The 15,069-nt window shown below is 54.6% G+C and carries 13 protein-coding genes and 1 other RNA gene; 5 read left to right on the forward strand and 9 right to left on the reverse strand.

Going from position 1 to position 15,069, the window contains the following annotated elements; genetic code table 11:
• The first annotated feature begins 4 nt into the window (after window positions 1–4).
• Both ssrS and ACMGGX_RS05895 read left to right on the forward strand, forming a co-directional pair.
• Window positions 5–188: non-coding RNA, 6S RNA (ssrS, locus tag ACMGGX_RS05890), on the forward strand.
• A gap of 24 nt (window positions 189–212) precedes the next feature.
• Window positions 213–809, forward strand: a complete 597-nt coding sequence (locus ACMGGX_RS05895) for a 5-formyltetrahydrofolate cyclo-ligase (protein ID WP_420298161.1) — start codon at window positions 213–215, stop codon at window positions 807–809.
• A 109-nt stretch (window positions 810–918) separates the two neighbouring features.
• Here the strand turns inward: ACMGGX_RS05895 and serA are convergent, their stop codons facing one another.
• Together serA and rpiA are read right to left on the reverse strand one after the other, a co-directional pair.
• Entirely contained in the window at window positions 919–2,151 is a 1,233-nt protein-coding gene (serA, locus tag ACMGGX_RS05900; protein WP_023309113.1) for a phosphoglycerate dehydrogenase, read from the reverse strand.
• A 266-nt stretch (window positions 2,152–2,417) separates the two neighbouring features.
• Complete coding sequence (rpiA, locus tag ACMGGX_RS05905) at window positions 2,418–3,077, reverse strand: ribose-5-phosphate isomerase RpiA (protein WP_420298162.1); 660 nt, start codon at window positions 3,075–3,077, stop codon at window positions 2,418–2,420.
• A gap of 127 nt (window positions 3,078–3,204) precedes the next feature.
• Here rpiA and argP point away from each other — a divergent pair, with 127 nt between their 5' ends.
• A complete protein-coding gene (argP, locus tag ACMGGX_RS05910) occupies window positions 3,205–4,098 on the forward strand; it encodes a DNA-binding transcriptional regulator ArgP (protein WP_008499727.1) in 894 nt (297 codons plus the stop codon).
• 48 nt (window positions 4,099–4,146) lie between these two features.
• Here argP and ACMGGX_RS05915 read toward each other — a convergent pair whose 3' ends face one another.
• The 7 genes from ACMGGX_RS05915 to tkt form a co-directional block, all read right to left on the reverse strand.
• Window positions 4,147–4,887: an oxidative stress defense protein gene (locus ACMGGX_RS05915; RefSeq protein WP_033146598.1), complete on the reverse strand. Its 741-nt coding sequence runs from the start codon at window positions 4,885–4,887 to the stop codon at window positions 4,147–4,149.
• Between the two features lie 91 nt (window positions 4,888–4,978).
• Window positions 4,979–5,614: an arginine exporter ArgO gene (gene argO, locus ACMGGX_RS05920; protein WP_029739215.1), complete on the reverse strand. Its 636-nt coding sequence runs from the start codon at window positions 5,612–5,614 to the stop codon at window positions 4,979–4,981.
• A 137-nt stretch (window positions 5,615–5,751) separates the two neighbouring features.
• The gene (gene mscS / locus ACMGGX_RS05925) at window positions 5,752–6,606 is read right to left on the reverse strand and encodes a small-conductance mechanosensitive channel MscS (RefSeq protein WP_024906566.1); all 855 of its coding nucleotides are present in this window, start codon (window positions 6,604–6,606) and stop codon (window positions 5,752–5,754) included.
• Between the two features lie 186 nt (window positions 6,607–6,792).
• On the reverse strand, window positions 6,793–7,872 hold the full coding sequence (fbaA, locus tag ACMGGX_RS05930; protein ID WP_032660076.1) for a class II fructose-bisphosphate aldolase: 1,080 nt from the start codon (window positions 7,870–7,872) through the stop codon (window positions 6,793–6,795).
• Window positions 7,873–7,964: 92 nt separating this feature from the next.
• The gene (pgk, locus tag ACMGGX_RS05935) at window positions 7,965–9,128 is read right to left on the reverse strand and encodes a phosphoglycerate kinase (protein WP_023333323.1); all 1,164 of its coding nucleotides are present in this window, start codon (window positions 9,126–9,128) and stop codon (window positions 7,965–7,967) included.
• A 49-nt stretch (window positions 9,129–9,177) separates the two neighbouring features.
• The gene (gene epd, locus ACMGGX_RS05940) at window positions 9,178–10,197 is read right to left on the reverse strand and encodes an erythrose-4-phosphate dehydrogenase (protein ID WP_032660071.1); all 1,020 of its coding nucleotides are present in this window, start codon (window positions 10,195–10,197) and stop codon (window positions 9,178–9,180) included.
• Window positions 10,198–10,525: 328 nt separating this feature from the next.
• Complete coding sequence (tkt, locus tag ACMGGX_RS05945; protein WP_045355615.1) at window positions 10,526–12,517, reverse strand: transketolase; 1,992 nt, start codon at window positions 12,515–12,517, stop codon at window positions 10,526–10,528.
• A 272-nt stretch (window positions 12,518–12,789) separates the two neighbouring features.
• Between tkt and ACMGGX_RS05950 the strand changes: the two genes are divergently transcribed.
• Window positions 12,790–13,548 (forward strand): M48 family metallopeptidase, encoded by a 759-nt coding sequence (locus ACMGGX_RS05950; RefSeq protein WP_021242066.1) that lies wholly within the window; start codon window positions 12,790–12,792, stop codon window positions 13,546–13,548.
• Between the two features lie 210 nt (window positions 13,549–13,758).
• The gene (locus ACMGGX_RS05955) at window positions 13,759–15,027 is read left to right on the forward strand and encodes an OprD family outer membrane porin (RefSeq protein WP_047650175.1); all 1,269 of its coding nucleotides are present in this window, start codon (window positions 13,759–13,761) and stop codon (window positions 15,025–15,027) included.
• Window positions 15,028–15,069: the final 42 nt, after the last annotated feature.

Genomic DNA, 15,069 nt, shown 5'->3' on the forward strand with positions numbered 1-15,069 from the left:
CAAAATTTCTCTGAGATGTTCGCAAGCGGGCCAGTCCCCTGAGCCGATATTTCATACCACAAGAATGTGGCGCTCCATGGTTGGTGAGCATGCTCGGTCCGTCCGAGAAGCCTTAAAACTATGACGACACATTCACCTTGAACCAAGGGTTCAAGGGTTACAGCCTGCGGCGGCATCTCGGAGATTCCCTCTCTTTTCTTCTACCGACTACCATGACCCAATTCCCTGAAGTTTCTGCTTCACGCCAGGACATCCGTCAGTTAATTCGTCAGCGCCGCCGTGCGTTAACCGCCGATCAGCAAGCGCATTTTGCCCAGCAGGCAGCCGCCCGCATGATGGCGTATCCCCCTGTCGTGATGGCGCACACCGTTGCGCTATTTCTGTCATTTGATGGAGAGCTGGATACCCAACCGCTGATAGAACAGCTCTGGCGCGCCGGGAAGAAGGTCTATCTGCCGGTGCTGCACCCGTTCAGCGAAGGTAATTTGCTGTTTCTGCACTACCATCCGCACAGCGAACTGGTGGTAAATCACCTGAAAATCACCGAACCGAAACTCGACGTGCGCGACGTGCTCCCGCTGTCACAGCTGGATGTATTGATTACGCCGCTGGTGGCGTTTGATGAACGGGGCCAGCGTTTAGGGATGGGCGGCGGTTTTTATGACCGGACGCTGCAAAACTGGCAGCAGTACGGGTTGCAGCCGGTGGGCTATGCGCATGATTGTCAGGGCGTGGAGGCGTTGCCGGTGGAGAAATGGGATGTGCCGTTGCCGGCGGTGGTGACGCCGTCGAAGCTGTGGGAGTGGTGAATCAAACGTGCGGCCTGATGCCCTCACCCCAGCCCTCTCCCACAGGGAGAGGGTGAAAACATAAAAAAACGGTAACTATCGTTACCGTTTTGCATTTACCTCGCCACAATTAGTACAGCAGACGCGCGCGAATCGTCCCCTGAATCGCCTTCATGCTCTGCAGCGCTTTTTCGGCCACATCGTCATCCGCTTCGATATCAATAACCACGTAGCCCATCTGCGAGTTCGTCTGCAGATACTGCGCGGCAATGTTGACGCCCTGCTCGGCAAAGATCTGGTTGATCGCGGTCAGCACGCCAGGACGGTTCTCGTGGATGTGCAGCAGACGACGACCACCGTGCAGCGGCAGAGACACTTCCGGGAAGTTCACAGCAGAGAGCGTAGAACCGTTGTCGGAATATTTGCTCAGCTTACCCGCTACTTCCAGACCGATATTCTCCTGCGCTTCCTGGGTAGAGCCGCCGATGTGCGGCGTCAGGATCACGTTGTCGAACTCGCACAGCGGAGAGGTAAACGGATCGCTGTTGGTCGCTGGCTCCGTCGGGAAGACGTCGATGGCCGCGCCCGCCAGGTGCTTACGCTTCAGCGCATCCGCCAGGGCCGGGATATCGACAACCGTGCCGCGCGCGGCGTTGATCAGCAGCGAGCCCGGCTTCATCAGCGCCAGCTCTTCCGCGCCCATCATGTTTTTGGTGGACGCATTTTCCGGCACGTGCAGGCTCACCACGTCGCTCATGTTCAGCAGGTCAGAAAGGTGTTGAACCTGGGTCGCATTGCCCAGCGGCAGCTTGCTTTCGATATCGTAGAAAAACACGTGCATGCCCAGAGATTCCGCCAGAATACCGAGCTGCGTACCGATGTGGCCGTAGCCGATAATCCCCAGCTTTTTACCACGCGCTTCATATGAGCCGGATGCCAGCTTGTTCCACACGCCGCGGTGCGCCTTGGCGTTCGCTTCTGGAATGCCGCGCAGCAGCAGCAGCAGTTCGCCGATCACCAGCTCCGCTACGGAACGGGTGTTGGAGAACGGGGCGTTGAAGACGGGAATACCGCGTTTGGCGGCAGCATTCAGGTCAACCTGGTTGGTACCGATGCAGAAGCAGCCGATAGCCACCAGCTTTTCCGCTGCGGCAATAACCTCTTCAGTCAGGTGAGTACGGGATCGCAGGCCAATAAAGTGGGCATCACGGATGGACGCTTTCAGCTCTTCGGTATCGAGCGCGCCTTTGTGAAATTCGATGTTGGTGTAACCTGCCGCACGAAGGCTATCGATTGCTTTTTGATGCACGCCCTCGACCAGCAGGAATTTAATCTTGTCTTTCTCCAGTGATACCTTTGCCATTTACCCGACCCTGTTTTTGTCTGAACTGATGTTGTGCTGGATATGAATCCGCTGTAGCCAACATATCAAAAAAAACTATTGCAGCAATATGAACGTTTGCGTCGGCACTCTGAAGAAAAGTCATCCAGGGCAAAATGTCAGAGGAAAATGCTATGGAAATTTACAAACGCGGCAGGATCGGCAAAAGAGGTTGAAAAACGTGACACAAGTCACCGAATTTAGCTTTTCAAAAATTTTTTAGCGGGGGGAGGACTCCCCCCGTCAGATCATTTTACGATGGTTTTCACGCCGTCAGCGGCGCCAATCAGCGCCACATCCGCGCCACGGTTGGCGAATAGCCCTACGGTCACTACGCCTGGGATAGCGTTGATGGCATTTTCCAGCGCAATCGCGTCGAGGATTTCCAGACCGTGAACGTCAAGGATCACGTTACCGTTGTCGGTGACGACGCCCTGACGATATTCCGGACGACCGCCCAGCTTCACCAGCTGACGGGCAACCGCGCTACGGGCCATTGGGATCACTTCGACCGGCAGCGGGAAATTACCCAGAATGTCGACCTGCTTGGAGGCGTCCGCGATGCAGATAAACTTGTCCGCAACGGAGGCGATGATCTTCTCGCGCGTCAGCGCCGCGCCGCCGCCTTTGATCATCTGCATGTGGCCGTTGATTTCATCCGCGCCATCAACGTAAATCCCCAGACGATCCACTTCGTTGAGATCGAAAACGGTAATGCCGAGGCTTTTCAGCTTTTCCGTGGAAGCATCAGAGCTGGAAACCGCGCCCTCGATTTGCCCCTTCATCGTGCCCAGCGCATCGATAAAGTGTGCCGCGGTTGATCCCGTACCGACACCGACAATGGTACCCGGCTGCACGTACTGGAGAGCGGCCCATCCTACTGCTTTTTTCAGTTCATCCTGCGTCATGATCGTTTTGCCTGTGGTGTGAAAACTCAGGGCGCATTATAGAACACGTCGAATGGAATTCGTCTGCCACGAAGGGAAAATTGTGTCATAGTGCAGAATAAGCAAAATTAAGGAGCCAGCCAGAGCAATGAAACGTCCGGACTACAGAACACTACAGGCACTTGATGCAGTTATTCGTGAACGCGGTTTTGAGCGCGCGGCGCAAAAGCTTTGCATCACCCAGTCCGCCGTATCACAGCGTATCAAACAGCTTGAAAACATGTTCGGCCAGCCGCTGCTGGTGCGTACCGTGCCGCCACGTCCAACCGAGCAAGGGCAAAAGCTTCTCGCCCTGCTGCGCCAGGTTGAACTGCTGGAAGACGAGTGGCTGGGTGACGAACAAACGGGCTCTACGCCGCTGCTGCTCTCTCTGGCGGTCAACGCCGACAGTCTCGCAACCTGGCTGCTGCCGGCCCTTGCGCCGGTATTAGCGGATTCCCCTATCCGCCTGAATTTACAGGTTGAGGATGAAACCCGTACCCAGGAACGCCTGCGTCGCGGTGAAGTGGTTGGGGCGGTGAGTATCCAGCCTCAGGCCTTGCCAAGCTGTCTTGTCGATCAGCTGGGCGCGCTGGACTACCTGTTTGTGGGTTCAAAAGCCTTCGCCGAGCGCTACTTCCCGAACGGCGTCACCCGCGCCGCGCTGCTGAAAGCCCCTGCCGTGGCGTTCGACCATCTGGACGATATGCATCAGGCGTTCCTGCAGCAAAACTTCGATCTGCCGCCGGGCAGCGTACCGTGCCATATCGTCAACTCGTCTGAAGCCTTTGTGCAGCTTGCGCGTCAGGGCACCACCTGCTGCATGATCCCGCATCTGCAGATTGAGAAAGAGTTGAAAAGCGGTGAGCTGATTGACCTGACGCCAGGGCTGTATCAGCGCCGGATGCTCTACTGGCACCGTTTTGCGCCGGAAAGCCGCATGATGCGCAACGTCACCGACGCGCTGCTGGCGTACGGGCACAAGGTATTGAGACAGGATTAATCGCTTGAATTCCCTCTCCCTGCGGGAGAGGGTTAGGGTGAGGGCAAATTACTGTGCCTTAGGCGCCTCAGTTTGCTGGGTTTGAGTTGGCTCCAGTTGGAACACCACATCCACCTGATCGTCAAATTGAATGGTTGGCTGCTCGTATGTTTCCTGAGCAGACACCGGGGCTGCATCAGCCTTCATCATCCGTACCATCGGGCTTGGCTGGTAGTTAGAGACGTGGTAACGCACGCTGTAAACCGGGCCGAGCTTGCTCTTAAAGCCAGAAGCCAGCTGTTCCGCCTGGTGAATGGCATCATCAATCGCCGCTTTACGCGCTTCGTCTTTGTATTTTTCCGGTTGCGCAACGCCCAGCGACACGGACCGAATTTCATTCAGTCCCGCCTTCAGCGCGCCATCCAGCAGCGAGTTAAGCTTATCCAGCTGACGCACGGTCACTTCGACGGTACGCACGGCACGGTAGCCTTTCAGGATGCTTTTACCATTCTGGTAGTCATAATCGGGTTGAGTACGCAGGTTCGCGGAGTTGATATCTTTTTTACCGACACCGTTCTGCTCAAGGAAAGAGAGGTATTGCGCAACACGATCGTCAGCCTGCTTCTTGGCAGATGCCGCATCTTTCGCAGACACATTGACTTCAATTGCCAGCGTTGCGACATCGGGTACCGCGTCCACGCTTGCGGTGCCTGAAGTGACGATGTGCGGGCCATCCGGCAGTTCACTTGCCTGCACCGACACCGCACCAAAACTTACTAATGCCGCCAGGGCCATCACCTTAAACTTCACTGTTATTCCTCCATGTTGCGAAGAGTGCCCATTAACAGGGCGCATGCCAGCAAGCTTAGCGGGTCTTGTTCAGTTGTCCATAAGACAAGGATTAGTTGAACAATTCCTGAACGTGGTGAATCCCCTCTTTTGCCAGCTGAAAAGCAATAAACCACATCACCAGCCCCACCAGCGTATTAATGATGCGCTGGGCTTTGGCCGTACGCAGACGAGGCGCCAGCCATGCAGCCAGAATGGCAAGACCGAAGAACCAGAGGAAAGAGGCGCTAACCGTACCTAGCGCAAACCAGCGTTTCGGCTCAACGTCCAGCTGCCCGCCGAGGCTGCCCAGCACCACGAAGGTGTCCAGATAAACATGCGGATTAAGCCAGGTGACCGCCAGCATAGTAACGATAATCTTCCAGCGGCCCTGCTTCATGACTTCCGCGCTCGCCAGTTCGAGGTTGGTGCTCATCGCGGTTTTCAGGGCTCCAAAACCGTACCAGAGCAGAAACGCCACGCCGCCCCAGGTGACCAGCGCCAGCAGCCAGGGAGACTGCATGAGCAATGCGCTGCCGCCAAAAATCCCGGCACAAATCAGCAGTAAATCGCTAACCGCGCACAGCAGGGCAATCATCAGATGATACTGGCGGCGGATGCCCTGGTTCATCACAAACGCATTTTGCGGGCCAAGTGGGAGGATCATGGCCGCACCTAAGGCAAGCCCTTGAAAATAATAAGATAACATGAATAAATTCTCACAGTATTGTTCTGGAAGGAGACTATACTGCGCGAACTACATTAGAGGAAATTGATAATATTAATTGGGGATTAGCAATGCTTATAAAAATAAAGCCCGGTAGCGCTGACCGGGCCTGAGAGAAGTTATTCGGCTTCTTTGACTTTTTTGACGTTTACGTCCATCTGAGGGTACGGGAAGCTGATGCCGTTGGCATCGAAGTCGCGCTTAATGCGCTCCAGCACGTCCCAGTACACGTTTTGCAGATCGCTGCTTTTGCTCCAGATACGCACCACGAAGTTAATGGAGGACGCGCCCAGCTCGTTGAGGCGAACCGTCTGCTCTTTATCTTTCAGAATACGATCGTCTGAGGCGATGATGTTGCTAATTAGCGACTTCACCTGATCGATGTCGGAGTCGTACGCCACGCTGATAATCAGTTCGTTACGACGCACCGGCTCACGGGAGAAGTTAATGATGTTGCCCGCGATGATTTTCCCGTTCGGCACGACCACGATGCGGCCATCGACGGTACGCATGGTCGTTGAGAAAATCTGCACCTGCAGCACGGTTCCGGCAATGCCGCCAAGGTCAACGTATTCGCCGGAGCGGAACGGACGGAAGGTGACCAGCAGAACGCCTGCCGCCAGGTTTGACAGCGAGCCCTGCAGCGCCAGACCAATAGCCAGACCGGCGGCACCGAGAACGGCAATGACGGAGGCAGTCTGCACGCCCACACGGCCCAGCGCCGCAATCAGCGTAAAGGCGATAATGCCGTAGCGCACCAGTGCGGAGAGGAAGTCAGCCACCGTGGCGTCAATGTGACGGGCCAGCATTACGCGGTTAACCGCGTTCGATACGATACGCGCCACGATCATCCCGACGATGATGATGGCAATCGCCGCGACGATGTTCACGGCATAGCTCAGCAGCAGCGCCTGGTTGCGCACCAGCCAGTTACCGGCGTTGTTGATGCTGTCTACAACATCGAGTTGTTCCATTTATTCTTCCTTTTGTTAAACCAAAACACAAAATCCATCCCCCATGGAGACAGGCAGGTCCGTAAAGGGTAAACAAAAAGCGCAAGTATTGCCAAACAGATCACAAAAACCGGCCTGGCAGGGTATTGAAAAAGCATAAAAAAAAGCCCGCATTTGCGGGCCTTCTGATGCTGTTAGCAGCTCAAATTACAGAACGTCTACCGCGTTCAGTTCTTTGAATGCCTGCTCCAGACGAGTAATCATAGAAGTCTGGGCAGCGCGCAGCCATACGCGTGGATCGTAGTATTTCTTGTTCGGCTGGTCTTCGCCTTTCGGGTTGCCCAGCTGACCCTGCAGGTAAGCTTCGTTGGTTTTGTAGTACTGCAGAATACCGTCCCATGTTGCCCACTGGGTGTCGGTATCGATGTTCATTTTCACTACGCCGTAGCTTACGGAGTCTTTGATTTCCTGAGCAGAAGAACCGGAACCGCCGTGGAAGACGAAGTTCAGGCTGTTGTGCGGCAGGTTGTGCTTCTTAGAAACGTATTCCTGAGAATCACGCAGGATAGTCGGGGTCAGAACCACGTTACCTGGTTTGTAAACGCCGTGTACGTTACCGAAGGACGCTGCGATGGTGAAGCGTGGGCTGATTTTGCTCAGCTCGGTGTAAGCGTAATCAACGTCTTCTGGCTGGGTGTACAGTGCAGAAGCGTCCATGTGGCTGTTGTCCACGCCGTCTTCTTCACCACCGGTGCAACCCAGTTCGATTTCCAGAGTCATGTCCATTTTGGCCATGCGCGCCAGGTATTTGGAGCAGATTTCGATGTTTTCGTGCAGTGACTCTTCAGACAGGTCGATCATGTGAGAAGAGAACAGTGGCTTACCGGTAGCCGCGAAGTGTTTTTCACCCGCGTCCAGCAGACCGTCGATCCACGGCAGCAGTTTCTTCGCGCAGTGGTCAGTGTGCAGGATAACTGGAACACCGTAGTGCTCAGCCATCTGGTGTACGTGGTGCGCACCAGAGATAGCGCCCAGGATTGCAGCACCCTGAGGAATGTCAGTTTTCACGCCTTTACCTGCGATGAACGCAGCGCCGCCGTTAGAGAACTGAACGATAACTGGCGCTTTAACTTTAGCGGCAGTTTCCAGTACGGCGTTGATGGAGTCGGTACCCACGCAGTTAACTGCTGGCAGAGCGAAGTTGTTTTCTTTAGCTACCTGGAACACTTTCTGTACGTCATCACCAGTGATAACGCCAGGTTTTACGAAATCAAAAATTTTAGACATGTTGCTTAGTCCTGTATCTTCGGCCGTTAGAAAAGGTGCGAGCTCTTAAAAGCGCGCTGAAAATTGGGCAGGTTTCCCTGCCCTTGAATGGCTTACTTCTTAGCGCGCTCTTCGAGCATTGCTACTGCTGGCAGTACTTTGCCTTCCACGAATTCGAGGAATGCGCCGCCACCAGTGGAGATGTAGGAGATCTTGTCAGCGATACCGAACAGGTCGATTGCTGCCAGGGTGTCACCACCGCCTGCGATAGAGAACGCTTCGCTGTCTGCGATAGCGTTAGCAACGATTTCAGTACCTTTGCGGAAGTTCGGGAATTCGAACACGCCAACAGGACCGTTCCACAGGATAGTTTTCGCGTTTTTGAGGATTTCAGCCAGTTTCTGTGCAGAAACGTCGCCCAGGTCCAGAATCTGCTCTTCATCTTTGATGTCGTTTACAGATTTCAGGGTCGCGGTTGCGGTTTCGGAGAACTCGGTCGCTACGCGAACGTCAGTTGGAACTGGGATATCGCAGGTGCTCAGCAGGCGTTTGGCTTCGTCAACCAGGTCTGCTTCGTACAGGGATTTACCCACGTTGTGGCCCTGAGCGGCAACGAAGGTGTTCGCGATACCACCGCCAACGATCAGCTGGTCAGCGATTTTAGACAGGGAATCCAGAACGGTCAGTTTGGTAGAAACTTTAGAACCACCAACGATAGCCACCATCGGACGAGCAGGTTCTTTCAGTGCTTTACCCAGCGCTTCCAGTTCGTCAGCCAGCAGAGGACCGGCACACGCTACGTCTGCGAATTTACCGATGCCGTGGGTTGACGCCTGAGCACGGTGAGCCGTACCGAATGCATCCATCACGAATACGTCGCACAGTGCAGCGTATTTTTTGGACAGAGTTTCGTCGTCTTTCTTTTCGCCTTTGTTGAAGCGAACGTTTTCCAGAACAACCAGTTCACCGGCTGCAACTTCAACGCCGTCCAGGTAATCTTTCACCAGGCGAACCGGGTTGGACAGTTTGTCTTTCAGGTAATTAACCACTGGCAGCAAAGAGAACTCTTCGTTGTACTCGCCTTCAGTTGGACGACCCAGATGGGAGGTGACCATCACTTTCGCGCCCTGCTTCAGAGCCAGTTCGATGGTTGGCAGAGATGCACGAATACGCGCGTCGCTGGTCACTTTGCCATCTTTAACCGGTACGTTCAGATCGGCACGGATGAAAACGCGTTTACCAGCCAGATCCAGATCGGTCATCTTAATTACAGACATGGTGAATCCTCTCGTTGATTCTTAAAGTTTTGCAGACGCACAATGCGTCTTACCTGAAACCTTGAGCGGCCATTGCTAACGTGGTGTCGAGCATTCGGTTAGCAAAGCCCCATTCGTTATCACACCAGACCAGCGTCTTGATAAGGTGTGCGCCACTGACTCTCGTTTGCGTGCCATCGACGATGGCGCTGTGCGGGTCGTGGTTAAAATCTACTGAGACCAACGGTAATTCCGTATAGTCAACTATACCATGAAATGCCCCCTGTGCCGCTTTTTGCAGCAACAGGTTGACTTCACAGGCTTTTACCGGTTTTTTCACCGTCACGCTAAGATCGATTGCGGTGACGTTAATCGTCGGAACACGCACGGCAATCGCTTCAAATCGGTCATTAAACTGCGGAAAAATTCGGGTGATCCCTGCCGCCAGTTTCGTGTCCACCGGAATGATTGACTGGCTCGCTGCGCGAGTGCGTCGTAAATCCGGATGGTAGGCGTCGATAACCTGCTGATCGTGCATGGCGGAGTGAATCGTGGTCACGGTGCCGGATTCAATGCCATACGCATCGTCTAACAGTTTGATGACCGGAATAATGCAGTTAGTGGTACAGGAGGCGTTGGAAACAATGCGGTGTTCGGCCTGCAGCTCATGCTGGTTGACGCCAAACACGACGGTCGCGTCGAGGTCGTTACTGCCGGGATGAGAAAACAGGACTTTTTTCGCGCCTGCAGCAAGATGCGCTTCGCCATGTTCGCGGTTGCCGTACACGCCGGTACAGTCAAGCACCACATCCACACCCAGTTCACGCCAGGGCAGCCCGGAGATGCTGTTCTCATGCAGCACGCGAATAGCGTCGTCACCAACAAAAAGTCGATCTCTTTCCTGGCGTACGTCCCAGGCAAAGCGTCCGTGGCTGGTGTCATATTTCAACAAATGCGCCATGCCCGTAGCATCCGCCAGTTCATTGATTGCCACCACGGTTATTTCCGCCCGACGTCCGGATTCATATAAAGCACGAACCACATTACGTCCGATGCGACCGAAGCCATTAATCGCTACGCGTACGGTCATAGATCTCCTGCAAAGCAATCCCTGAGTTTGAGGTGGCTGAAAGAGTAATCCAGCTACGCCCGAAGGGGAATCCTTGCTGTCACAAACTGCGATTGATTGGTCAATTGTCGAACATTTAATCGACTGAAACGCTTCAGCAAGAATAAGCGAATCGGGGAATAAAAGGAATGTCTGTCCAGATGAATAAGCGCGCTATATGACTTGCGTCACATTTTAGGTGGAATAATGCCTACAAAAAAGCCGGGTGGCGCGCTAGCGCTTACCCGACCTACTTTCGAGCCATTTGTAGGCCCGGTAAGCGCTAGCGCGCCACCGGGCAAAACAGCAATTACAGCAGTTCTTTCGCTTTCGCGACAACGTTCTCAACGGTGAAGCCGAACTCTTCGAACAGCTGTTCTGCAGGAGCAGATTCACCGAAGGTGGTCATACCGACGATAGCGCCGTTCAGGCCCACGTATTTGAACCAGTAGTCAGCGATACCCGCTTCCACTGCCACGCGAGCGGAAACCGCTTTAGGCAGCACGGATTCACGGTAAGCGGCATCCTGCTTGTCGAACGCGTCGGTAGACGGCATGGAGACCACGCGCGCTTTCACGCCTTCGGCAGTCAGTTTTTCCCACGCTGCAACCGCCAGTTCAACTTCAGAACCGGTGGCGATGAAGATAAGCTCCGGCTGGCCCGCGCAATCTTTCAGCACGTAACCACCGCGAGCGATGTTCGCCAGCTGCTCAGGCGTACGCTCCTGCTGTGCCAGGTTCTGACGGGAGAGGATCAGCGCGGTTGGACCGTCCTGACGCTCAACGCCGTATTTCCACGCTACCGCGGATTCAACCTGGTCACATGGACGCCATGTGCTCATGTTCGGGGTCACGCGCAGGGAAGCCACCTGCTCTACCGGCTGGTGAGTTGGGCCATCTTCGCCCAGACCGATGGAGTCGTGGGTGTAGACCATCACCTGACGCTGTTTCATCAGCGCGGCCATACGCACGGCGTTACGTGCGTATTCAACGAACATCAGGAAGGTAGAGGTGTACGGCAGGAAACCACCGTGCAGGGAGATACCGTTGGCAATCGCGGTCATACCGAATTCACGTACACCGTAATGGATGTAGTTACCGGCAGTATCTTCGTTGATTGGCTTAGAACCAGACCACAGGGTCAGGTTAGATGGCGCCAGGTCAGCGGAGCCGCCCAGGAATTCTGGAAGCCATGGGCCGAACGCTTCAATCGCATTTTGAGACGCTTTACGGCTCGCGATTTTAGACGGGTTAGCCTGCAGCTTAGCGATGAATTCGTTCGCTTTAGCGTCGAAGTCAGACGGCATATCACCTTTCATACGACGGGTGAATTCAGCCGCTTCCTGCGGGAACGCTTTCGCATAGGCAGCGAATTTCTCGTTCCAGGCCGCTTCTTTCGCCTGGCCTACTTCTTTTGCATCCCACTGAGCGTAGATCTCAGATGGAATTTCGAATGCAGGGTGTTTCCAACCCAGCGCTTCGCGGGTCAGTGCGATTTCCGCATCACCCAATGGCGCACCGTGGGAGTCGTGAGTACCCGCTTTGTTCGGGGAGCCGAAGCCGATGATGGTTTTGCACATCAGCAGGGACGGTTTGTCCGTCACCGCGCGCGCTTCTTCCACTGCACGTTTAATCGAGTCAGCATCGTGACCATCAACGCCACGCACTACGTGCCAGCCGTAGGCTTCGAAACGTGCAGCGGTGTCGTCGGTGAACCAGCCTTCAACGTGACCGTCGATGGAGATACCGTTGTCGTCATAGAACGCAACCAGTTTGCCCAGCTTCAGGGTACCTGCCAGGGAGCACACTTCGTGAGAAATGCCTTCCATCATGCAGCCGTCGCCCATGAACGCGTAGGTGAAGTGGTCAACGATATCGTGACCAGGACGGTTGAACTGCGCCGCCAGCGTCTTCTCAGCAATCGCCATACCCACAGCGTTAGCAATACCCTGACCCAGCGGGCCGGTGGTGGTTTCTACGCCAGCGGTGTAACCCACTTCCGGGTGACCTGGAGTTTTAGAGTGCAGCTGACGGAAGTTTTTCAGCTCTTCAATTGGCAGATCGTAGCCGGTGAGGTGCAGCAGGCTATAGATCAGCATAGAGCCGTGGCCGTTGGACAGCACGAAGCGGTCGCGGTCAGCCCATGACGGGTTCTGCGGGTTGTGGTTCAGGAAATCACGCCACAGGACTTCGGCGATATCAGCCATACCCATAGGAGCCCCTGGGTGGCCGGATTTGGCTTTCTGTACTGCGTCCATGCTCAGCGCACGAATAGCATTAGCAAGCTCTTTACGTGAGGACATTTTAACTCCAGATCGGACTGTTAAAGGCCATGCCCTTGACGACAGCGCGTTTTGGGCTACGCCGGAAAAAAGTGCCAACAATGTAACCCAAGCCGCAAGTCATGTACATGGAGCATTCTTTTGCTTGTTAAGAAATCTCTGGATCATGCTCGCATGTTGCGCAATCTGCTCGCCCGGCCCTGCAGATATTCCTTATACTTAGCCCGACACCGGCTTCGCTGACGGTGCCCTTTTCGGATTTTATTCAGTTTAACGAGTACGGAAGCAACCTCATGAAAATGCGTGCAATAGTGCTGGCCCTGGGTACAACGCTCCTGCTGAGCGGCTGTCAGAATATGGATTCTAACGGTCTGATGACGTCAGGCGCAGAGGCCTTTCAGGCCTATTCCCTGAGCGATGCGCAGGTTAAAGCGCTGAGCGACCAGGCCTGTAAAGATATGGACGGAAAAGCCACGCTTGCGCCGGCTAACAGTACCTACACGCAGCGTCTGAATAAGATTGCTTCCGCGCTGGGCGACAACATCAACGGCCAGCCGGTGAACTACAAGGTGTATATGGCGAAAGACGTGAACGCCTTCGCGATGGCGAACGGCTGTATCCGCGTCTATAGCGGGCTGATGGACATGATGACCGACAACGAAGTGGAAGCGGTGATCGGCCACGAAATGGGCCACGTTGCCCTGGGCCACGTGAAGAAAGGGATGCAGGTTGCCCTGGGCACCAATGCCATCCGCGCAGCGGCGGCCTCTGCGGGCGGTATCGTTGGCAGCCTGTCGCAGTCACAGCTTGGGGACGTGGGTGAAAAGCTGGTTAACTCTCAGTTCTCACAGCGTCAGGAGTCCGAGGCGGATGACTACTCCTACGATCTGTTGCGCAAACGCGGCATTAACCCATCAGGTTTAGCCACCAGCTTCGAAAAGCTGGCCAAGCTTGAAGCGGGACGCCAAAGCTCCATGTTTGACGATCACCCTGCCTCAGAAGAGCGCGCACAGCATATTCGCGACCGTATGGCCGCAGACGGAATTAAATAATTTCAGAAGGAGGCAATTTTGCCTCCTTTTTATTTCGCATGAATTGTTAACTTAACAGCACGTATCGATAACACCTCTAAAAGCCCCGCCAAATCTGCCCTATCGCATTGAAATATCTGGTCACATAATTATTGCAAAGGTCTCTTTTTCCGGTAATTATCACGCCCGCAGTTATTCAAATTACTATATCCAGACAGAGACGTTCCCTCCGTGAAAAAAGAATTATCATTAATTGCTTTAAGTTTATTTGCCGCATTACCTGCCGCTGCTAGCCAGCAATCCGACAGCCAGGGTTTTATTGACGACAGCCATCTGGATCTGTTTTTACGCAATGCGTATATCAGCCGCGACTACCATCAGGGCCAGCAGGACAAAGCCGAATGGGGTCAGGGGATCATCGCCACCTTTGCATCCGGCTATACCGAAGGGCTGGTGGGCTTTGGTGTAGACGGTATTGCTCAATACGGCGTGCGCCTGGACGGCGGCCGTGGCAAAAGCGGCGCAGGCGGCATCGACTTCTTTAAACAGGAAGATGATGGCCGGGCAAAATCCGATCTGGCAAAGTTTGGCGCCACCGCCAAAATGCGCATATCAAACACCGTGCTGAGCTACGGGAATCAGCGTCCTGAGCTGCCTATCATCAATGCCGACAGCTCTCGCCTGCTGTTTGAAAGCTACACCGGCACCATGCTGACCTCGAAAGAGATCGACGGTCTGGAAGTCAACGCTGGTTACTTCACCGACGAGCAGCGTAAAAGCGATGACCGCCACGACAGCGGGCTGAAGAGCCTCTCCTTCGGCGGTGCGAGCTATCAGTTTAACGACCAGTTCAGCGGCGCGCTGTACGCCTCTCATAATGAAGAGGTAATGAACAAGCAGTACCTGGGCATGAACTTCAAACAGCCGTTCAGCACCGGGCAGCAGCTGGTACTCGACTTCAACGGCTATAACTCCCGTCTGGACCAGGGTTACGCGGACAGCCTCGACACGGGCCGCAGCAACACTATCTGGAGCCTGGCGGCGAGCTACATCTGGGACATTCACACGTTCAAAGTGGCTTACCAGCAGAGCAGCGGCAGCACCGGCTACAACTACGGCGGCTATCGCGACAAGGGCGGCGTGGGTGACGGCGGTAACACCATCTGGCTGGCGAACTCCTACTGGTCTGATTTTAACGGCGAAGATGAACGTTCCTGGCAGGCATCCTACGGTCTGGACTTTGGCGGCCTTGGCTTACCGGGCCTGAGCTGGACCACCGCCTACGTGCGCGGCGATAACATCAAAACCTCTGAAACCAGCAACGGCAAAGAGCACGAGTGGTTTAACCAGATCCAGTACCAGGTGCAGGATGGTCCTGCGAAGGATCTGAAGCTGAAACTGCGCTACTCCGTCCTGCGCGTCTCCAGCAACGCCAGCGAGTACAACGTGGGCGGGGACGAGATCCGCGCTTACGTGGAATACCCGTTTAACGTGTTCTAAAGACAATAAAAAACCTCTCAAGAGAGAGGTTTTTTTTCACGC

Origin of the sequence: Enterobacter sp. BNK-29 (assembly GCF_048684785.1) — a bacterium.
Lineage (GTDB): Bacteria > Pseudomonadota > Gammaproteobacteria > Enterobacterales > Enterobacteriaceae > Enterobacter > Enterobacter cloacae_M.